This is a genomic window from Pasteuria penetrans, from assembly GCF_900538055.1.
Taxonomy (GTDB): domain Bacteria; phylum Bacillota; class Bacilli; order Thermoactinomycetales; family Thermoactinomycetaceae; genus Pasteuria; species Pasteuria penetrans.
This window is the reverse complement of the sequence record NZ_UZAC03000001.1, coordinates 183,098-202,725: the sequence shown is the minus strand read 5'-3', so window position 1 is coordinate 202,725 and position 19,628 is coordinate 183,098. Positions and strand designations below refer to the sequence as shown.

Below are 19,628 nucleotides of genomic sequence, written 5' to 3'. Positions count from 1 at the left end.
AAACAACAAAAAACCCGTAATGTTGACAACATTACGGATAAGATGGAACCTTGTTCCATTACCATTATTGTCTTTATCTTCCGGGCTTCTCCTTGCGAAATAGTAGCGAACTCCTGAAGGAAAGGTTCAATCTTTGGACGTCCCCGGAAACGCTTTCGCAGTGGCTGCAACCCTATTACAACGATGCTATACAATATTTCGAAAGGGATCTTAGCACGACAGTATATACAGCCGTAGGCATGGATACCCTCTTTGTTCCCATTCGGGAGGAGGGTCGTTATGTTTCGAAGGCGATCGCAGTCAGCACGGGTATCACGGCAGGGGGGAAGGCGGGATATAGTAGGGATCACCCCCTCGCCTGATGAGAATGTTGAATCCTATGATCAGCATATAGGGAAACTAAAGGAACGGGGCCTGAATGTCAACGATATACGTATCGTTACCACAGATGGGCATAGGGCTTTTCCCTTAGTTGTACGCAAGCATTTTCCTCACCATACGGTTCACCAACGATGTTACGTTCACGCGATTCGTAACATCATGAATGCAGCTCCTAAAAGTATGAAGAGGGAAATGGCTAAGGACGCTTCTTACGGTCTGGGGATATGGGACAGGCACTAGAACGGTGGTCCGAGTGTGCAGAGAAGTATCGGTTTGGAAATAAGGCAACATGCGAAGCATGGGAAAGGCTCAGAGTCCTAAAAAAATCTCCCTGAGCTTACAAGCGGCATTCATTACTCAAAACCCCATACTTCTGCCCTATATACTGTTCACGAACTACACGGAATTGCTGAATGCTTTGTTTTGTGAGAGAACGAATAGCAAAAAATGTGGATTCGTTGGTCTTGAGGTAGCGATGAAGGAATTGATGCTTACCACTTTCTATTGGGTGGGGAAACAAAAAGAAAACCCCAACCCATTGCCTGTCGGGGATCTCCTTTCGATCCCTGCTGACTACGAGTCCGAAATTTCGAACGGAGAACCTCTCCCCACCACGGCTTATGACTTTCATCCCCTCTTATGCACGGAACAAGGGAAGGGGGGTTGTGTGGACAATATCCATACCCTTGATTTCTAGCTAGCACCTTTCGGGAAAAATCCGTCTAAGACGCCACGACGATTTTTCCCCGGGAAACTCCATCCGACGAGTTTTCTCACGGAACGGGGATTCTGTATTCCCTCTCAAGAATCCCACTGCCTAGTTCCGTGGTAACCTCGATCCCCCCAGCATCGGACTGGGTATCCGCCCCATCTCAATATCCATTACACCCCTGAATCCCGCAGTGGTAGAGTTCTGTCCTGCCCATTATTTTTTGAATTTACAATAAATTAATGATTAAAGGAACCTTTATAAATATAAGATAAATCTCCCGGGGATACAAAAACAGGAACAGTGTCATGACAAAATGTTATTATGTTGCTCAATTGCTTTACCAAAAGGTGAGACTAGATTCATAGATAGGGCATTCCCCACAGGAAGTTGCACGGTCCCGGGATCTGGGTAGGCCCTCGCGGATTCGGGAGCCCCACTAGGGGCTTTTGACCCGACATCCATTGAAAAATGGATGGGTTATTTGACATTGTGTATCAAAAAAACTATAATTTGGTGAGGGTGTCAACCCCTACTAGGGGGTAGAAGTATGTACATCCTAAAAAAAACAAGAAGGAGAGTGTAGGTAGTTATGATAAGAACAGTAAAAATGAGCATTCTATTCGCCTCTACCAGTCTACTGACCTTAACAGGGGGGAACAGTATCATTGCCAAGTCGATAGGGTCTGGGGAAAACATAGCATCAAGTAGAGATGTTAATTCATTTACAAAAAATTCATTTACAAAGAAAGAAGAAGAAATATTGTTAGCATGGAAGAAAATGGATAGTAAATATGAATTATTACTGGAAAAGTCGATACAGAATCCGAGTGGAATCTCTGAGGGGGAGTTGAAGGGGCTCGTAGATGAATTTAATAAAACTTTTTATGAAATTAGTGATAAATACGGACATCAGGATGACAAGATGACTCAGGATGATGAAATGACCACGGAGAAATTGCGTTCGATGCTGATGAAGGATGTAGAGGATGCCCGCAGAAACCCATCGAAGCGTTCGGATATGAGAGGACTCAAGAACCAATATCAGCTATTGCTTGAAAAAGCAATACGAAATCCAAGAGAAATAACTGAGGAGGATTTGAAGGGGTATGTAGATGAATCTAATAAACTTGATAATAAATACGGATCCCGATACGGATCTTCATCTGAACTGACTCAAGAGAAATTGCGTTCGAGACTGATGAAGGACGTAGAAGATGCTCGCAGAAACCCATCGTTGTATAATAAATTACAAGAAGCATGACGAAAAAGGAATTGAAATAAAGAGATTACTGAGCCGACATAATAAATTTAGGGAGGGTTCGAGCAGCCCTCTCTCATTTATATTTATTAAGTAATGGTGCTACCGCAATAAAATTCAATAAATATAGCTAAGGTTATTGGGTAATACTTTTCCTTTCGTCCAATGTCTCCTCAGAAATATAAACCAGCACGGTATTTTATAACAAACAGTTTATTTGTATTATTATGTATTAATCCATGATAATTACATTTTATTTATTTAAAAATGGTAAAATGTAGTGGAAAATTTCTTCTCCATTCATTTCATCCAAAGAACAACAGAATAAAATGGCAAAGGGTCATCGTTGTGCGACACCATGGAGGGGATTGGTTCTTCTATTAAGGAATCCCCGTTTTTAGGCTGCTAAGGGGAAGGTGTGTGGTGGAGATGGGGGTGGCACAGGCCCATGCCGGCAAAGGGATCGGCTCATCATGGATCCTAGGTCGTTCGTTATCTTCAAAAAGAGATCCAAAGGGGTAGAAGAGGGTCATCCATAACTACATATTATATAATAAAATTATTTTTATGTCGGGTTGACTTGGATGTGCACAAAAGGGATGAGATGGGAACCAGCTTCTGTGATCCCTCAGTGATTTCGTGGTTTTCAATAGAAAATCTGATTGTACTAAATTTCCATGTGCACTTCTACAAAAAGGGGTACCTATCAATCATAAATGAATTACGCTGGAAACACTTACAAGGACTGTTTTTATAATTATTAAAAATATAAACATCTTCTCAATATATTATTTAATTTTACGAAAATATTCTAATAAGTTCGATCTTCTTTTCGGGGGAAGCACCAACAATAAGAAAAAACATACTGCTTACAAAAATAAAATTTACTTGTTATAATATAAATAATAAAGCAATTAAGACTGCATGCAAACGATACGAAACGGATCGGAAGGGAATCTTTCACCATGTCAATAAACAAGGTTTGGGGTAGTACTACTTGTAGACGTAAAGGAGAGAGGGTTGTTTATCTCCCTTGTTGTCTAGGGCCAGCTTTCCTGTTTGTTCTTCTATAGTCCATCGATACTGGTTGAGTTCCCACTCTCCCTCATCCACTAGGATATTACGGATACAGCAGCAGGGAGAACATAAACTTTCTGGTTCTCTCTGCTCGTATTAGGAAGTCAGCAGAAAGCAACGGGAAAAAAGCCATGCGAAGGGCGGGTTGATTACCTTATAATGTTCTGAATAATAATATTATATATGTTTTATTATATTGTTCGTTATAATAAATAATATTAAAAAAATATAAAAAAGAGCTTCTTAGATGATGCTGGAAATGGGTATATCGGGTTCGTTGTTCTATATAATTCATAAATATTTATATAGTAATAAATTATGGGAAACCGTAGAATCCATGAATTTCACTGTTTGTATTCTTTGCGAACAAGCTAGGACGGGTTAGAAAATACCCTAGGGGGCGGTTTGCGAGCAAGGATAAGGACCCTAATATTACCTATTTTGGGGTACATTGTGTTTAGAATACAATCCATTCTATATAGTAGAACACAATATCCATCCCCCATCAAAAATTATATGATCTAGGTAGCAATCCCCGGGGATACAAAGTCAGGAATAGTTTTATAATAAAATGCTATGTTTATAATTTATAAATTTTACCATAAATATGCAACTAGGTTCATAGGGGGGGTTCTTCCCCGCAGGAAATTGCACGATTCCAACATGGGGTGAGAGGAGTGCGATGGTGTAATGATGGGGAAATTGATTCGGTGGTTACCCCAATGGGGAACGAAGACGTTGCAGATTTGCTTGGGATTCGTAGTAGGTATTGGTATTGGGGGAGGCATTGAATATAACCCCTATTTAGGGAATCACACCTATGCTCAGGGGGTCTATGGTGGGGGAGAGTTGACTCCTTGTGAGACGGGGCCTGTCCCTGTTTATGAAATTGCTGGTACCTATGAGCCGGAACAACGGGATCTAAAAGGTCACATGCAACTTCATGTACCGGCCAATCTCCTCGAGGCCCAAGGGGATTCTGTTTTTCTACGTCTCTATCCTAATGTATTTTATCATTGGAAGTATGAAAACTCTCTACGACCTGCAACCCCCGGTTTTTTGACCCCCCACAATGTGAAAATCAATGGGCAAAATGCTGCTATAAAATTATATCAGGATGGAACAATCCTGCAAGTCCACTTGCCACAGCAAATAAGGGGAACCACGTTGAATATAGAAATGGATTATCACCTCCGCATCCCTGAACGAGGAGTACGGTTGAGCCAGGATGGGAAAACTGCCATTTTATCTGAATGGTATCCTATGCTAGCTGTCCGTGATCAAAATGGTTGGCACCTGGATCCCTATAAACCTGAGAGTGAATTCTATACCCGAGCAGCCGATTATCATGTTTCCCTCAAGGTTCCCTCCGGATACCGTGTCATTTCCACTGGTAGGAACCCGGAACCTAGTGAAAACGCAGCACGGATCTCATCCTACCGAACGCGCGATTTTATAGCAGTGATTACTTCAGAGTACCAGGCACTTACTAGTCAGGAGGATGGCGTACGCGTCCATCTATGGTATCAACCCAAATATCGGGAATTAGCACAATCATTGCAACATACTGTTGTTTCCAGCTTGTGTTTCTTTAGCGAAAAATTCGGGGCATACCGTGATGAAATAACCGATGAATTGGACATTGTGCTTGACTCGTCGAGGACCAATCCTGGCAACGCTGGGGGTATAGAACATCCGGGATTGAGCACCGTTCACACCCGGGTCAAACCAGAAGGCCCTCTATCCGATGTAAAAACTGTGCTTTCGACGAACGCAGCTCACGAGGTAGCCCACCAGTGGTGGTATGGATTTGTGGGCAATGATCAGATACGGGAGGCATGGCTTGATGAGGGATTAACCAGATTTTCTGAGGCCCTTTACATGAAGAACGTGGAAGGTAAAGAAAATACTCTAGATTTTATACGACAAATGGTCTCCCTCGCCGATGAAAAAGGAGCCGGCAAAGAGGAAGCACCCACCGGGGATCCGTCTTTCGATAAATTAACCAAAGAAATCATGGAATATGACAGACCTGCGATGATGATGTTTGATTTGGCTACTGCAGTGGGGGGTATGGATGAATTATTGGGTATATTAAAAAAATATCACATACAATACCGCCATAAGATTGCAACGGGTTGCGACTTCATTCGATTTGTAGAATACAAATCAGGAAAAGATTTAAAATATATTTTCAAGAAATGGTTATATCGTTTACCCAAGGGTTGTTCATTAGAGAACGAAAAACAGTAGCAAAATAGGAGAAATAAGTTTCCGAGAACAGCAGCTCATCCAGCGACCTGTATAGCCTTTTCCTACAGAAGCTATAGTGGCATCCGATGCCTAGCCCGAAGCTATGTGGGAATAACGCGAGCAATGGGGCCATAGGATGGGCTCCCTCCTTTCTGGGGGAGTGCACCTGAAAATTTCGCACGATCCCGGTTATTTTTTGTTGAATTTCCTGATGGTCCCATTGTTCCGCCGTTGAATAGGACGGCTCCGTGGTGCACAGGACCCTTTCCTCTTCAGGGGTTTGGCAGTGCATGACTTGGCCAATTTACATCCCTCGCGGGTCCCCCTCATGGAAGTGGACTACCATCTTCTTACCCCTGCCCTTCTCCCCGGGTTGGTATACGGAGAGGTTGGGGGTCTTGCCACCAGGAGGGCACTGATGGATCTTTCTATCCTCTCCCCTCTTGAACCAACTTACCCTTCTTCTACTGGGATTTTTCTTTTTTTCCCATCCTATCCGGCGGGGTGTATATCGATAGTACGTTTCTTAGCCGCCCCTCTTACTTCATGACAGTTGTACCCTCCGTCGAAATACAAGGTCTTGTCGTCCTTTGGTGCATGGTTGGATATGTAGTGGACCCTTGGGTATTCACGCGGGTGATCCTACTCAATTCCTTCTCCTCATCACAGGCTTCGACAAGGTTACCAACGTACCTTCACACAATTGCTTACCCTTGGACTTGGGCGTCTGGATCGATTGGTAGACCGCCAGATGGTAGGCACCATAAGTTTCTTTTGCCCTTCCTGTTCAACACCCTTGGTTTGCTTTCCTACTATCCTTTGCAAAATAGTATATGGGCTGGGGTGGATCGAAACTCCTTATACTGGTTCCCAAAGTGTTCGGGAGGGCTTTAGGCAAGTTTCTAGCAACATTGCCCTCCGCTTCATCTTGTCCGTTAGGTGATCCCGCCGGAAGAAGGGAAAGGGGTATCTATGAGAACGGGCCTGGGCTCTGTTCCCATCTGCCATCCTGCCATCAGGTTGCAAGAAGATCTCCCTCTTCGGAAGAAAGAGGGCACATCGTACGAACCGCAATCCCAATCACCGGGAAAATCAACATATTGCGGTTTCGTTTCCTGATACGGCTGTTGATAAGGGTTGAATCCACTCTCTGAAAACTGGGGCTTATATCCACAATTCCCATCACAAATTGGGTGAAGTCGGAGCAGACCTGTTCCTTGACCCTATAAGCCTGTGGTTTCCCCATAGACATTGAGGAGATTTTGACTCTCAATAGTGTTCTTTCGCCTACGAGTGGTCTGCCTTTTGTATCACCCAATGCCTCAAGGAGGGGGTCTTCGCGTGGAAGTTGATTGATCAGTATACGGTTTCTACATCGTAAAACCTATCTAATTATGTCGAAAATAAATTTTATAAGTGTATGTACGCATGAACTCCCTATGGTATTGTGGTAACCAGCGTGTCTCTCCATGTATGAGGATGCATATTCGGTGAAGAACAGGCCAGGGAGGATGTAAACCAATTCCACATCGGAAGGATGATTCGGATCCACCGTGGATCATAGACGATTTCGCAAGGAAGTTTCCTCTTTTTCTATTTCCCCTGTTTCGTAGTTATGGGGTATTGTGTTACAATCTTTGGGGATCATCGGTCCTCTTGTCTCCTTATATTTTTTTATAGGGGATAAGGAAGATTATATAACAAGGATAGATGGCTTTTCCATTATTCCTTACCATGTTCTTTAACCGAAAATATGTAATTACCATAGGTTAATACATAATAATATAAATAAACTGTTTATTATGAAATATAGTACTGATCTTCTTCTTCTGGAGAGGCATTGAATGAAAAGGCAAGTACTATCATATAACTTTACTATATTTATTAAATTTTGTTATAGGTCGAGGAGAGAATCAAATTTTGGGAACCAATGTTCTGGGCAGTAATTGTCGGATCGTTCCTTTCCACGATAGCACCATTATTCTTAAAAAATTTGGCGGGAGGATCCTTCTCTTTTGGGGACTTGTGATCCTACGCATCCTAAGTTTTAGGAAGGCCAACTAAAGGTTGCTTTTGCTTTTCTGTGGAAATGGGGCCATATTTGCTTTATAATTAGGTCTGGTCGGGGAAAATTAGGTGGAGGTTATTCGATAAAATCTAGTTTTACGGTTGCAACCATCAACTCCCCCTCATTGCACTATTATGACATCGATATATGATGGGTTATGTGCAGGTGTTTTTTCGTTTATGATATGCCTGAACAGGGGGCTTGCCTCCCCGTTGTTTGATTTTCAGGGGGATGATGGGTGGTTGGTCCGGTAGGGGAGAGACTAAGGGGGAATGAACGGTGAGTTCATTTTCATCTTCAATCAAACGTGAAATTGTACAATCCATTGGGGGGCGAGCCTGTTGTCAGCGTGCCCTGCTTAGCGCCCTGGTAAAAATGAACGGGGACATAGTTTCAGAGGGGGGGTCTACACTTAGAATCAGTACGGAAAATGCAGCTGTTGCTCGTTACCTCTTCCGATCGTTTAAGGATAGATATGGCGTGGCCCCGGAAGTCGTTGTTCGTCGTAGGATGCGTTTACGAAAGAATCGAATTTATCAGTTGCAATGGAAACAAAATGTAGAACATGTTCTCCGTGATTTGGCCCTCTGTGGACGCGGAACATCCCTACAGTTTGGGGGTGGGGTGAGTGTGGTTCGGGGGTTGGTGAAGAAAGGTTGTTGTTGTCGCGCCCACATACGGGGGGCTTTTCTAGCGGGTGGGTCCGTGAGTGATCCTGAAAAGGGTTCTTATCACTTGGAGATCATCGTATCGGGGTCCCAGTATAGCCGATTCCTCTGTGAATTGATGGTGAGACTGCATCTTCATCCCAAACAAATCCGGAGGAAAAATGCTAGGGTTGTCTACCTTAAAGAGGGTGAGAAGATTGGGACCTTTTTACGCTTGGTGGGTGCGCATCCTTCCCTGTTGACCTTTGAAAATGTCCGTATTCTTAAAGGGGTGCGCAATTCTGTCAACCGCACGGTCAATTGCGAAACCGCTAACCTTAATAGGACGGTGCGGGCCGCCATGCGTCAGATTGACAGTATTGGTAGGTTGGATCAGATGATAGGTTTGGAGAAGTTACCGGTACATCTACGCGAGGTGGCTGAATTGCGACGGGAACATCCTGAATTGAGCCTCGAGGAAATTGGTAAATTGTTACCAAGTGGCCAGGTAAGTAAATCGTCCGTCAATTATCGGTTGCGAAGGTTGGAGGGTATGGCGAGTCAACTGTAAGATGGTTGGTGGTGGGAAATGGGGATGGCTATTCCATTTGCGGTTTCCTCCGTTGATCGTAGGGTATGCACCTGAAATCGAAGGGATGGAGGGACGAATGATTCCGATATCATCATGAGTAGTTTCGTATTTCCGTTTCCCATTATGGATATGGTACACTGATTCCGGTGGATGGGGGAATGGGTTGGTTGGGTCTGTGGCGATGTTCCAAAGGACGAGAGGGAGTATGTCCCCCGTGTTAGGAGGGACTGTGCCCACCACTGACGGGAATGTATAAGCTATGCGAAGGTGAGGTACCCTAGCGACAGTATAGGGGGGTTCACTGATGAAGCATGCTTTTCCTACATGGAGCACAATAGGGGTAGGATGTTCACTCCTGATGTTAGCCGGGGCCGGGTGTACTATGAGGAGGCCATCCGATTTTCGTGGTAGCGACAATATTACCGGCAACCTTTCCGATATGAAGCGCTTGGTTAGTCTTGGAAAGGCTGCAAAGGCCGTAGATGGGGTTGAGGATGTTGCTATATCCATGTTTTCCGGTGGTACATCCGACAAAATGGGACAGGGGACCAAGAAGCTATACATTGTTCCTGAGAGAACGTTGGATTCAGAGGTTTACGACCAACTTAAGTCCACTGTGACAAAAAGAATCCGTACGGCCGCCCCTGATATACCCCTGATGGTAGAGGTAGCGCAGGTGAAGCGTACGGACGATGCCCTGGATCGATCGGGCCAGAGTGATACTTCTAAGGAGGATTCCCAGGATTCCCAAGATTCCCAAGATTCATCTGGATCATGAGGACATGGTACAAACCCTGCAGAACCCGGGATGGGGCCTTACTGAACTTTGATGTCAGAGAGATACACCAGGGCAATCCACGAAGGCTACCGCGGGGGGCCCTTGGATCTCATACAACATAAACATTGGCCACAATGTTTTTCAGTAGGGGTCATCCGGTTCGTTTTGTAGGAGAGAGTACATTTCCTCCACACAGGACTTGCTGACGACCTTATCGCGATAACGAATCGTTTCTTCGATTGTACCTGTGAAAATGCAAGTGGGTTCGTATTTTTTCAACACGATGTGTTCCGCTTCAACGTAGATTTCCAGCGCGTCTTTCTCACTGATGCATAGTGTTCGTCTCAGTTCGATTGGAATGACAACCCTTCCCAATTCGTCCACTTTACGGACAATCCCCGTGGACTTGAGCATACCTAACCCCCTTCCAACTGGGCACTCAGAAAACCTTTCCCGATGAGGAGGAATATCCGTGTAAAACGGTAGGTATTCCTCCCTTTGGTGTGCCATCAACCGATTGCAACCATCAAAACGACCGCGGTGATCGGGCTGCAATCCCCAAGGGATATAAGTGGGTGGTGTAGTTGCTGATGTCAATATAACGGGATGTGGGGGTAGCGCGAATGCAACTGGGAGGGATGCGAAAGCGGATGCACTCTCAGGGCAGAAGAAAACCCATCCTACCAGTGTAGACAAAAGAACCATCGTAGGATATCGTATCAAACATTCCTATACCGATCAACTACTTCCCGCAGGGTAAATCAATGGAATGGTATTTCTATTGTAATTTTTTTTATAATTTATTTTAAACTTTGAGGACCCCCGTTCCCAGAGTTGCAAAATGTACAAACATAGACCCCCACGAATGTAAGATATCATACCAAGTATTGCTATATCTGTCAACTATTTCCCATTCGTTCGATGGAAAATGGCGATAATTATCTTAATTTTATAACTGATAATTTATTTTATGAAGCTGGTTTTTCTTTGTTTATGGGTATAAAATTTACGATAAAGGGTCAATGTAAACATTTGCATACGTTTGCATACATTTTTTGGGATTGTGTTCAGGGAGGGTGATAGGGTCATGTCGTTTCGTCCATCAGTATCCCCATTTACAGAGGATTTCTCTTCTCCCCCCTCGCTGTCCAACCAGTTGCGGGAGATCAATCAATATTTGCTGCAGGAGCAAAAGAGGGTGAGGATGGCTGATATCAGGGTTCGTCTTCAGGAAATGGGGGGATTGTTTCCTCTCGTCCGTATTTCATCCCCCGTCTATCGGGAATGGTTTCAGGATCGCGGCTTGGTTGCTGTGGATGGTTCCTTCAACACCATCCCTAGTTCCTCGAATAAAAAAATTTTTTTATTTCAAGCTCTATCCAAATTCACGAAAGGTGGGGAGATCTGGCGCAGGGAGGTGGTGATGAAGGGTATGGAAGAAGGTGATGAGGATTTCAATCCTAGTTCCTACATGTTGGATATGGAATTGCAGGTTGCCCGAGAATCGGTTCATAAATGGGCACCCAGGGTTGTTATGATGGACGGAACTCTATTATATTTTCATCGTCATGCAAAACAGGCAACGGCCTCCCTCTGTAGGATGGCGGAGGAGCGGCAAACCTACCTCCTGGGCGTTGGCGAGGAGATAGCGAGTCAGCAATTGGCGCAATTGTGGCCCGATCTGGGTTGTTTTGAGGACAGGGTACTACTCTATGGTGCGCTCCGACAGGGGGAAGCTTGGAGATTTCCCTATAGTGATCGTTGCAACGACCTTTTCTGGCGGACGGCGGTTCGTCTTTCCTCCCATCCTCAGCCTGTAGTGGTTGATGGTTTGCGGGGGCAGGAGGAGGAGCGGGGCTTTTTGCTTAATTTTTTGCAGAATAGTACACCGGAGCAGGGAAGGGGTATTCCCTATTGGTTGGATATTGTGGATTACCGTGTTCGTTTGACCCATTGTTTCCTGAAAATGTTAGCTCATTCCTTTCTTGATCCCGATGTATGTCGTCGGTTTCTATATCCTAAGCGTGCGGATCGTTTTTTGTAATTTTTCCTGTAAAACTGTCCATCCAGTTGATCGGTATCGATGCTTTTCGATAGGGAAGTCGTTGGTTTTTATTCCCCGATAGGCATTCGTGTACGTTGGTGGGGGAGGGTAGATGGACATAGACCTCTGTGAACCATCGTGACCGGTGTTTTTCTCAATATGGTACGATTGAGTGTTTCTGTCCTGCTTTTCAGCTTATCTCTTTTATAAATTATATTATTTCATTATATGAATTTAGGATACCATGGATAGTGATAGAAAATGGGTAGGGGTGGACGATAAAGAGGATCTTGCCCATCGGGATCCTATAAGAGGTATAAAGGCCCTATTGGGTGAAGATGTACATAATCCTAGTAAGGGAGCAAGATTTATGGGGCTTGGGAGAGGAAGGTTTCCCAATTCCCAGGTAGAGGGGTGGATTCGGGAGGGTTCCCTTGTCCAGTGCGAGCGAATGGGGGGGTGTTTTTTTGCAAGTAGTTGGGATTACAACGCCCTTTGAGGCGCATGTTGTTTCTCGTCAGCATCGTTTTCATATTCAGGAATTCTTAATCCTGGAGGATCCACGTTTGGATCATCCTTGCGGGGAGGTGATAGAGGCCTTTTCCTATAATCCATTATTACCTATGGATTGGGATAAGCCGGTGATGGACAAGCAAGTTTTAGAATCATTGCTTCATCTGGGGTATGACGTAGGTTCTGATGAGGTTCATGTAGCCAAGGTACGACTACTGGTTGCAGCACCCCGACCGATTCAGACGGGTTGTTCTGTTCGTCATCCCGCTTTCCCGGAGGTGAGGTCCCTTCTGGTTACAGCTCTTCCGTCGGATGGGATGGTGTTAGGGGAGATACAGGGGACACAGTTTCTCAATTCTTCCCTCTCGGAGGAATGGAAGCAGCAGCTGATGATCCGTGAGCCGGCAGGTGATTTACGGGAACAGTGTGGGGTGCCCTTTATTTTCGATGCGCGGACGTTGTCACAATATCCCCACGTAGGTATTTTTGGCGGTTCCGGATCGGGGAAATCCTTTGCCACTAAGGTAATGTTAGAGGAGTTTATGAAGCTATCCATTCCCTGTGTGGTTCTGGATCCCCATTTTGAGATGATTTTTTTGGGGGAGGAGGGGGTTCCTATGACGGGTTCCATTTCTGATTCCTCTATGTACGCCACCCAGTGTCGACATTGGATCGCGGGTAAGGATGTCGGGGTTGACTTTACTTCGCTTTGTGCGGGTGATTTGTCGCAGCTGTTACAGGCCGCTGGGGGGTCTTTCTCGGAGGCTATGGTGCACGTGGTTCAGGCGTTGCACCGCAGGGGGGATTCGTTAACGTCCTTTTCGGATCGGCTTGCAAATCTAGTACAGGCATTGGAGGAGGGTAGACAAGGCCTGGAACGTTCCTTGGGGAGTAGTGACCCGATGGAAGCCGCACGTGCCCGTGATTTATACGCCCTGTGGCAACAACATTCCTCCCTTCCTCTAGCCTCTATCCACGGTGTCCATTGGCGATTACGGAGACTGGAGAGAGCGGGTCTGTTTCAATCAGGTGTTGGGCCAATCGTGGAGGGCTTGGAACAATGCCAAATGGTTGTACTACAAGGTAGTAGTTGGTTATTGCAGGTTTTTGCTGCGTATCTTTCGGGAATGCTTTACAAAAAACGTCGTGATTACAGGGATGCTCCGGGAGAAAAACCTTTTTTCCCTCCTTTTGTGATTGTAACGGATGAAGCCCATCGTTTTGCGCCCAAGGGGTGGGAGTCCCCCTCCAAGAGCACGTTCCGTGAGATAGCGCAGGAAGGTAGGAAATATGGTGTTTTTCTTGTTCTAGCCACGCAGCGTCCGACGTTATTGGATGAAACGATAACGGCCCAGTTGAATACGAAATTCATTTTTCGGACGGTCCGGGGGAGTGATATCGCCACCCTACGGGAGGAAACAGATCTGACAACGGAGGAGGCGCGACGGTTACCCTATTTACGTTCGGGTGATGCCTTTGTTTCCTCCGCCGTGCTGGGGAGGACCGTTTCTATTCGAATCCGTTGTGCCCACACACAGTCTCCCCATGCCACAGATCCCTTTGCTGAGCTTAGGGAGAGGAAAGCGCTAGCGGGGGAAAAATATTGGAAACGTGTGGTGCCCTTGTTACCCCTGCGTGATGCCCATTTATTAGGGGTGTTACAAACTGTGGATCCCAGTTGGAGCGTAGATCGTTTGCGCCAACAGTTGGACCAATGGGTGGCAGATGGACGTTTGCAAAAGAAAACTACACCACTCGACTGTCTTTATACATTGGTTTCTTCATCCCAATAGGGGGGTAGGAATGGGGTGGTCAGTTGCATGGGACTACCAGAAGATGGTACAATGGACGACGAGCTTAGTGTGCGATGCGGGTGGCCCTGTGAGGGTCCGGGCGATTGATTGGTTTCCTGTAGCTAGGGATGCGGCACAGGGAATTTCCCATGATGTGGGGTGTGTGCTGGGTAAACGGGAGAGGTTGTTCTTTCCATCTCCGTGGATGCGGCAGTTTTTGTATACCAAGGATGGGGGTGGTTGGCTCTGTGGGGGGAAAAGGGACCTACTATATAACCACGCCGGTTTATTATCCCAATGCTCAACTGCATATAGGCCATGCGTATACAACCATAGCGGGTGATGTGCTAGCTCGATTCAAGCGTGCACAAGGATACGATGTGTTCTATTTGACAGGCACGGATGAGCATGGGCAGAAAATTGCTAAGCAGGCGGCCACCGTAGGTGAGGATCCGCAGATCTTTGTGGATGAAATGGTGCGCGGGATCCAGTCCACATGGGAGATGCTGGATATCCAATATGACGATTTCATTCGTACGACGCAGGAGCGGCATCGAAATGTGGTGCAGGAGGTATTTGCTTACCTAAAGGAGAAAGGCGATATTTATCTGGGCGTTTATGAGGGTCGTTATTGCATTTATTGCGAATCTTTTTTTCCTGATCGATCGGGCTTGGAGGGGCGTTGCCCTGATTGCCATCGTCCGGGGGAACTCATTCGGGAGCCGAGTTATTTCTTTCGCCTGAAGCGTTATGAGGATCGGTTGCGCGATTACTATCGTGAGAATCCCGATTTTCTTCAGCCTAGGTCGCGGCGAAATGAAGTTGTTGCCAATTTTCTCAATCCCGGTCTTACGGATATCAGTATTTCCCGGATTGCTCTCTCGTGGGGCGTTCCCGTACCTGATGATCCCAAGCATGTGGTTTATGTTTGGTTGGATGCCCTGTTCAATTATCTGAGTGTGCTTGGATACAGGGTAGGAGGGTCGAGGGAAGCTGGGAGGATGCGGTATTGGCCAGCTGATGTACAGTTGGTTGGGAAGGACATTGCCCGCTTTCACGGTGTCTACTGGCCCATTTTCCTCATGGCGCTCGATTTCCCCTTGCCGCGCCGGGTTTTCGCCCATGGATTTTTTGAGGTGGCTGGGGAGAAAATGTCAAAGTCCAAGGGAAATGTGGTTCGACCTAGAGCTCTGGTGCGGCGTTATGGTTGTGATTCCCTGCGGTACTATTTGCTTCGTGAGGTCCCCTTTGGTGATGATGGTGTTTTTTCCCCCCAACGTTTTTTGATGCGGATCAATACGGATTTGGTGAATGATTTTAGTAATCTGTGTCATCGTACGATCACCATGGTGGATCGTTATTGTGAAGGATGTTCGCCCGATGCCCCTGAGCAGACGGAGGGGCCGTTACGGCGGGAGGCGGATCGGGTAACGAAGGCCGTGGAGGTGTCTCTGGACAGCCTCCAGTTTTCGGTGGCTCTGGTTTCCATTTGGGATTTGATCAAGGCGGCCAATCGATTCATTGAGGTGCAGCAGCCCTGGAATCAGGTGAAAACGGGGGGGCGGGACCTTGTTGCTGGTACGTTGTGGTTCTTGTTAGCCGTTTTGCGCCGACTTAGTCTATTGATTCAGCCCTTTTTGCCAGGTACGGCTCGGAAAATCCGTCAGCGGTTGGGGTTGACAGAGGTAGCTAGTTGGGAGGAATCAGATCAATTTGTGGCTCCCCCCGTGGGAACCAAGTTGCTTTGTGTAGAGCCTTTGTTTCTTCGCCTGAGTTTACAGGAAGAGTCGGAGTATCTTGTGCAAAATTTATCCCAGGACGGTTGAGGAGATGTCGTCCCTCATGATGGGGCTCGGGGTGTGTGGTATGTTCAATCGTTGGTTTTTACAGGCTTCCCCATGAAGAAGAGTTGATTTTGGTGGATGGGATGTTTTTTTCACCGTTCGTGCTGATGATCTCTGGTGGGGTTGTTTTTGTTACTTACCGATCTGGGTATGTGGGACCAGTTTCGTTCCTTCTGTTTCTATACCCTGGGATAGTGTGAGCCGATCTGGAATGTCTTTAGGGGGTGCAGTTGATTGATGGATGTATTTTATGACTTTGTTGTAGTAAAAAAGTATGGTTGTTGCATACTAGGGATACCTGAGGAGCAGAGTAGGAATCACGGGGAGGATACCTGGGAGGGTATTTCGTATGGTAGGGGTATAAGGATCCCATGAAAGGGGGGAAACCTTTTCCCTTTCTCCTCCTTGCGATCGTCGGTGTGTCCATCGTTGTGATTCGGCTTTATGTAGTTAGTTTATTTGTCGTGGATGGTCGATCTATGTTTCCCACTCTGACGGGCGGTGAACCAGAGGGGGCGTCCTCCTTCGGCATCGTACGATTTTTTGAGGGTATTTTTCATCCCAGTAAGGAGAGGGTCCTGGTTAGTCGTCTGTCGGATCCTGAGCGCTGTGACGTGGTGGTTTTTCATCCCCCAGGGTCAGCGGGTGATTTGAGGGACGAGGATTATGAAAAGATGGATTTCGTTTCAAATCTCTACTATAAGCTCCCCTTTATCGAAAACCACCGCTTTTTTATCAAGCGTGTTCTGGCAGTGGGAGGGGACAGGGTTGCGATCCGGGATAGTAAGGTGATAGTGAATGGGATTGAGCAGGATGATTCCTATACAATGCCGACGCGGAAGCGGGAGAACGCCCCGGAACGCGAGGTTCCTCAGGGGCATGTGTTCCTGATGGGAGACAATCGTGGTAATAGCGTGGATAGCAGGCAGTTGGGTTTCATTCCCTTGGAAGAAGTGCAGGGTGTAGCACTTGCTGTCTTTTGGCCTTGGGATGATAGGTTTGGGAGTCTGAGATCCAGTTGTTCTCCTGGTTGATAAGGCTGTTGGAGTATAAGGGGGGGTGCTGAATGCAACCCTGGTTCGACAGTCACGCCCACATAGCGGATGAGAAATTTTCTACGGATCGGGAAGCAGTGATTCAACGGGCTCGTGCGGCAGGCATGATGGGGTGGCTGGAGATCGGCTATAGCCGTACCACAATCCCACATGTCCTGCGGATGGTACGGGAGGAAGGTGGTTGCTACGCGGCCCTGGGGTTTCATCCCTGTGAGGCAGATTGTACTACGCGGGATGATCTAGTTTTTTTGGATAAGAAATTAGACGAGCCCCGTGTTGTAGCCTTGGGGGAGATCGGTCTGGATGTGAAGGCGCGGGCCCCCATGCATAGGCAGGAGGAATTGTTACGGCAGCAGATTTCGGTAGCCAGGGAGCGTGCTCTTCCCGTTGTGTTCCATTGTCGCGGTGCCTATGATCGGCTTTTGTCCATTTTGAGGGAGGAGGATATAGGACAAGTTGGTGGGGTGTTGCATTGTTTTTGTGGGGGAGAGGAGGATTTGAAGGAGGGACTTTCTCTGGGGTTGATGATAGGGATTGGTGGTATCGTTACCTTTCGTAATGCCAAGGGAATGCATGGGATTGCCTGTAGGGTGCCGTTGGATTCCCTGTTGTTGGAAACGGATTCCCCCTATTTAGCCCCTCATCCCCATCGGGGGAAACGCAACGAACCCTCGTTTCTACCGTGGGTGGCCCAATGGATAGCGCAATTGCGTGGGCTGGAAGTGGATGAGGTGTTGCAGTGTTCCACGCGCAATGTTTGCAGTCTGTTGAGGGGAATTCAGGGGGAGGCTATGGATGGGGAGTGTCGATGATAGGTGAAATTATTGTGGTAGAGGGGATTCGTGATGCTGCGGCTGTACGGCGTGCTATAGGTGCGGATACGTTGGTCGTCCGTGGTGTGAGGATCCATGGCTCCACCCTGTCATCGATTCGTCGGGCGCAGACGGTTCGCGGTGCGATTGTTCTTACCGATCCCGATCACGCGGGCAGGTCCATTCGGCGGAGGATTGCTGATTGCGTAGAGGGTGTCCTCCATGCCTATCTTTCACAGGATGAGGCGCGCCGCGGGCATAAATTTGGTGTTGAGTACGCTTCCCCTGAGGTCATACGTTCTGCCGTGTTGCGGGCCCGTTCGGAATCGGGAACGACGTCGGTTAGGGTAGCTACGCTTAGTTGGGAGGCCTACCGTGGGTTAGGTTTTGTGGGTTCCCCCCGTTCCCGTCGTCTACGGGAGAAGGTAGCCGAGCTATTGCGGATCGGTTATGGTAATGGAAAACAGTTCTATGGGCAATTGTGTTTCTTGCGCGTGAGTCGGGAAGAATTGATGCTAGCTTGGGAGAAGGCGAATTCATGTGTTCTCTAGCGAGACGAACACGTGCATGGTTACAGGTATTGGATGCACCACGGAAGTCATTGGGGCAGAATTTCCTTATACAGGGAAATACAGCGGACCGTATTGTGGATGCGGCGGAGTTAACGTCTTCTGCGGCGGTGTTGGAGATAGGACCTGGTTTGGGTGCTTTGACAGACCGTTTGGCACAGAAAGCGGGTTGGGTGGTGGCTGTGGAGCATGACCGTCAGTTTATACCCATGCTAGAGAGGTTGTTGGCACCGTTTCCCCATGCGGTAGTGGTTCATGGTGACGCCCTACGGATTGATTTGTCCTGTTTACTGGTTCGACATGTGCCAGTAGATACCGTCCATACGCGTGTAGTTGCCAATCTGCCCTACAATATTGCTGGGCCTCTGCTTGTGCGTTTGTTGGCCTTACAACGTTGTGATACATGGGTTGTAATGCTACAGAAGGAGATGGCCCAGCGCTTGATGGCAGCACCCCGAAGTAAGGCCTATGGTTCCCTGACAGTGCTGGTGCAGTGTGTAGCTTCTATAGAGAGAATTGCCCAGGTCAATCCAGGTAACTTCCTTCCTCAACCGCGCGTGGTTTCTATGGTGTTGAGGTTACGAAGAAGGTTGCAGCCATTGTTTACCCTACCCGATGAGGTATGGGGGAATCGCGTGGTGCGGACTGTATTCGCCCAGCGCCGGAAGCTGTTGTTGAATGCTCTGTCGAATGCCTTGCCCGATTTATCCCGGGATGAATTGATACGGGGTTGTATGATGGCGGGCTTGGGAAGAGGAGAGCGCCGACGTGCGGAAGAGTTGGATGTGCCTACCTGGGGGCGTCTGTTGGAGGCACTTTATTCGATTCTCTGATGGTTTGATTGTTTCGGTGTGGTTGTAGGCAGATGGGGGGAGGGGCGTGGCCATCCTTTGTTCCTTCTCTATTTGTCATCCTCTATTAGGTGATGAGAGGTGGTTAGGACCCATGGGGAAGCATACACTCTCTGACATTAAATTGACATTGGATAGCTATGTTGGCCAGAAAATTCGCTTGAAGGCAAACAGTGGTCGCCGCAAAACGATTGAACGAATCGGGGTGTTGGAGGAGACATATCCTTCTGTTTTTGTTATCAAGTTGGACGAGGATCAAAGTGCCTTCGATCGGGTTTCTTACAGTTATGCTGATGTTTTGACAGAGTCGGTGGAATTGGCCCTTTATGATGCGGAGGGTGATTCAGTTCCTATGATGGTAATGAAAACTCCAGGCTAGGG

At 47.1% G+C, this 19,628-nt stretch carries 19 protein-coding genes and 1 pseudogene; 18 read left to right on the top strand and 2 right to left on the bottom strand.

What is annotated here, in order from left to right:
• Window positions 1-65 precede the first annotated feature (65 nt).
• From PPRES148_RS13185 to PPRES148_RS10300, 6 genes and pseudogenes are all read left to right on the top strand, one after another.
• Window positions 66-854, top strand: a pseudogene (locus PPRES148_RS13185) (transposase); the annotation flags it as partial.
• A gap of 11 nt (window positions 855-865) precedes the next feature.
• A complete protein-coding gene (locus tag PPRES148_RS13180; protein ID WP_425468231.1) occupies window positions 866-1,078 on the top strand; it encodes a hypothetical protein in 213 nt (70 codons plus the stop codon).
• 604 nt (window positions 1,079-1,682) lie between these two features.
• Entirely contained in the window at window positions 1,683-2,354 is a 672-nt protein-coding gene (locus PPRES148_RS00805) for a hypothetical protein (protein ID WP_149452789.1), read from the top strand.
• A 1,764-nt stretch (window positions 2,355-4,118) separates the two neighbouring features.
• The gene (locus PPRES148_RS00800) at window positions 4,119-5,681 is read left to right on the top strand and encodes a M1 family metallopeptidase (RefSeq protein WP_149452788.1); all 1,563 of its coding nucleotides are present in this window, start codon (window positions 4,119-4,121) and stop codon (window positions 5,679-5,681) included.
• Window positions 5,682-5,961: 280 nt separating this feature from the next.
• Entirely contained in the window at window positions 5,962-6,231 is a 270-nt protein-coding gene (locus PPRES148_RS00795) for a hypothetical protein (protein ID WP_149452787.1), read from the top strand.
• Window positions 6,186-6,575, top strand: a complete 390-nt coding sequence (locus PPRES148_RS10300) for a hypothetical protein (protein WP_223127891.1) — start codon at window positions 6,186-6,188, stop codon at window positions 6,573-6,575. Before PPRES148_RS00795 ends, PPRES148_RS10300 begins: the two co-directional genes overlap by 46 nt.
• A gap of 121 nt (window positions 6,576-6,696) precedes the next feature.
• On the opposite strand, the gene PPRES148_RS00790 is transcribed toward PPRES148_RS10300, so the two are convergent.
• Complete coding sequence (locus tag PPRES148_RS00790; RefSeq protein WP_149452786.1) at window positions 6,697-6,933, bottom strand: hypothetical protein; 237 nt, start codon at window positions 6,931-6,933, stop codon at window positions 6,697-6,699.
• Window positions 6,934-8,028: 1,095 nt separating this feature from the next.
• Here PPRES148_RS00790 and whiA point away from each other — a divergent pair.
• Both whiA and PPRES148_RS00780 read left to right on the top strand, forming a co-directional pair.
• Complete coding sequence (gene whiA, locus PPRES148_RS00785) at window positions 8,029-8,967, top strand: DNA-binding protein WhiA (protein WP_149452785.1); 939 nt, start codon at window positions 8,029-8,031, stop codon at window positions 8,965-8,967.
• A gap of 325 nt (window positions 8,968-9,292) precedes the next feature.
• Entirely contained in the window at window positions 9,293-9,766 is a 474-nt protein-coding gene (locus PPRES148_RS00780; protein ID WP_149452784.1) for a hypothetical protein, read from the top strand.
• 141 nt (window positions 9,767-9,907) lie between these two features.
• On the opposite strand, the gene PPRES148_RS00775 is transcribed toward PPRES148_RS00780, so the two are convergent.
• Entirely contained in the window at window positions 9,908-10,180 is a 273-nt protein-coding gene (locus PPRES148_RS00775; protein WP_149454169.1) for an AbrB/MazE/SpoVT family DNA-binding domain-containing protein, read from the bottom strand.
• Between the two features lie 673 nt (window positions 10,181-10,853).
• Between PPRES148_RS00775 and PPRES148_RS00770 the strand changes: the two genes are divergently transcribed.
• From PPRES148_RS00770 to veg, 10 genes are all read left to right on the top strand, one after another.
• The gene (locus PPRES148_RS00770) at window positions 10,854-11,810 is read left to right on the top strand and encodes a DNA double-strand break repair nuclease NurA (protein ID WP_149452783.1); all 957 of its coding nucleotides are present in this window, start codon (window positions 10,854-10,856) and stop codon (window positions 11,808-11,810) included.
• Between the two features lie 244 nt (window positions 11,811-12,054).
• Window positions 12,055-12,309 carry a hypothetical protein gene (locus tag PPRES148_RS10295; RefSeq protein ID WP_187820301.1) on the top strand — a complete coding sequence of 85 codons (255 nt, stop codon included), beginning with the start codon at window positions 12,055-12,057 and terminating at the stop codon, window positions 12,307-12,309.
• Window positions 12,278-14,116, top strand: a complete 1,839-nt coding sequence (locus PPRES148_RS00765) for an ATP-binding protein (protein ID WP_149452782.1) — start codon at window positions 12,278-12,280, stop codon at window positions 14,114-14,116. The genes PPRES148_RS10295 and PPRES148_RS00765 overlap by 32 nt, the downstream gene beginning before the upstream one ends.
• Window positions 14,117-14,364: 248 nt before the next feature.
• A complete protein-coding gene (metG, locus tag PPRES148_RS00760) occupies window positions 14,365-15,942 on the top strand; it encodes a methionine--tRNA ligase (RefSeq protein ID WP_187820300.1) in 1,578 nt (525 codons plus the stop codon).
• 252 nt (window positions 15,943-16,194) lie between these two features.
• Complete coding sequence (locus PPRES148_RS10290) at window positions 16,195-16,335, top strand: hypothetical protein (protein WP_187820299.1); 141 nt, start codon at window positions 16,195-16,197, stop codon at window positions 16,333-16,335.
• Window positions 16,332-16,994, top strand: a complete 663-nt coding sequence (gene lepB, locus PPRES148_RS00755; RefSeq protein ID WP_149452780.1) for a signal peptidase I — start codon at window positions 16,332-16,334, stop codon at window positions 16,992-16,994. Before PPRES148_RS10290 ends, lepB begins: the two co-directional genes overlap by 4 nt.
• 32 nt (window positions 16,995-17,026) lie before the next feature.
• Window positions 17,027-17,827: a TatD family hydrolase gene (locus PPRES148_RS00750; protein WP_149452779.1), complete on the top strand. Its 801-nt coding sequence runs from the start codon at window positions 17,027-17,029 to the stop codon at window positions 17,825-17,827.
• Window positions 17,824-18,378, top strand: a complete 555-nt coding sequence (locus PPRES148_RS00745; protein WP_246142939.1) for a ribonuclease M5 — start codon at window positions 17,824-17,826, stop codon at window positions 18,376-18,378. The genes PPRES148_RS00750 and PPRES148_RS00745 overlap by 4 nt, the downstream gene beginning before the upstream one ends.
• Window positions 18,366-19,229 carry a 16S rRNA (adenine(1518)-N(6)/adenine(1519)-N(6))-dimethyltransferase RsmA gene (gene rsmA, locus PPRES148_RS00740; RefSeq protein ID WP_149452777.1) on the top strand — a complete coding sequence of 288 codons (864 nt, stop codon included), beginning with the start codon at window positions 18,366-18,368 and terminating at the stop codon, window positions 19,227-19,229. The genes PPRES148_RS00745 and rsmA overlap by 13 nt, the downstream gene beginning before the upstream one ends.
• 112 nt (window positions 19,230-19,341) lie before the next feature.
• The gene (veg, locus tag PPRES148_RS00735) at window positions 19,342-19,626 is read left to right on the top strand and encodes a biofilm formation stimulator Veg (protein WP_149454168.1); all 285 of its coding nucleotides are present in this window, start codon (window positions 19,342-19,344) and stop codon (window positions 19,624-19,626) included.
• Window positions 19,627-19,628: the final 2 nt, after the last annotated feature.

Bases quoted from the DNA above. Each gene is read 5' to 3' on its own strand.
- PPRES148_RS00805 (WP_149452789.1), top strand. From the start codon at position 1,683: ATGATAAGAACAGTAAAAATGAGCATTCTATTCGCCTCTACCAGTCTA.
- PPRES148_RS00800 (WP_149452788.1), top strand. From the start codon at position 4,119: ATGATGGGGAAATTGATTCGGTGGTTACCCCAATGGGGAACGAAGACG.
- PPRES148_RS00790 (WP_149452786.1), bottom strand. From the start codon at position 6,933: ATGTCTATGGGGAAACCACAGGCTTATAGGGTCAAGGAACAGGTCTGC.
- PPRES148_RS00780 (WP_149452784.1), top strand. From the start codon at position 9,293: ATGAAGCATGCTTTTCCTACATGGAGCACAATAGGGGTAGGATGTTCA.
- PPRES148_RS00775 (WP_149454169.1), bottom strand. From the start codon at position 10,180: ATGCTCAAGTCCACGGGGATTGTCCGTAAAGTGGACGAATTGGGAAGG.
- PPRES148_RS00770 (WP_149452783.1), top strand. From the start codon at position 10,854: ATGTCGTTTCGTCCATCAGTATCCCCATTTACAGAGGATTTCTCTTCT.
- PPRES148_RS10295 (WP_187820301.1), top strand. From the start codon at position 12,055: ATGGATAGTGATAGAAAATGGGTAGGGGTGGACGATAAAGAGGATCTT.
- lepB (WP_149452780.1), top strand. From the start codon at position 16,332: ATGAAAGGGGGGAAACCTTTTCCCTTTCTCCTCCTTGCGATCGTCGGT.
- PPRES148_RS00750 (WP_149452779.1), top strand. From the start codon at position 17,027: ATGCAACCCTGGTTCGACAGTCACGCCCACATAGCGGATGAGAAATTT.
- PPRES148_RS00745 (WP_246142939.1), top strand. From the start codon at position 17,824: ATGATAGGTGAAATTATTGTGGTAGAGGGGATTCGTGATGCTGCGGCT.
- rsmA (WP_149452777.1), top strand. From the start codon at position 18,366: ATGTGTTCTCTAGCGAGACGAACACGTGCATGGTTACAGGTATTGGAT.
- veg (WP_149454168.1), top strand. From the start codon at position 19,342: ATGGGGAAGCATACACTCTCTGACATTAAATTGACATTGGATAGCTAT.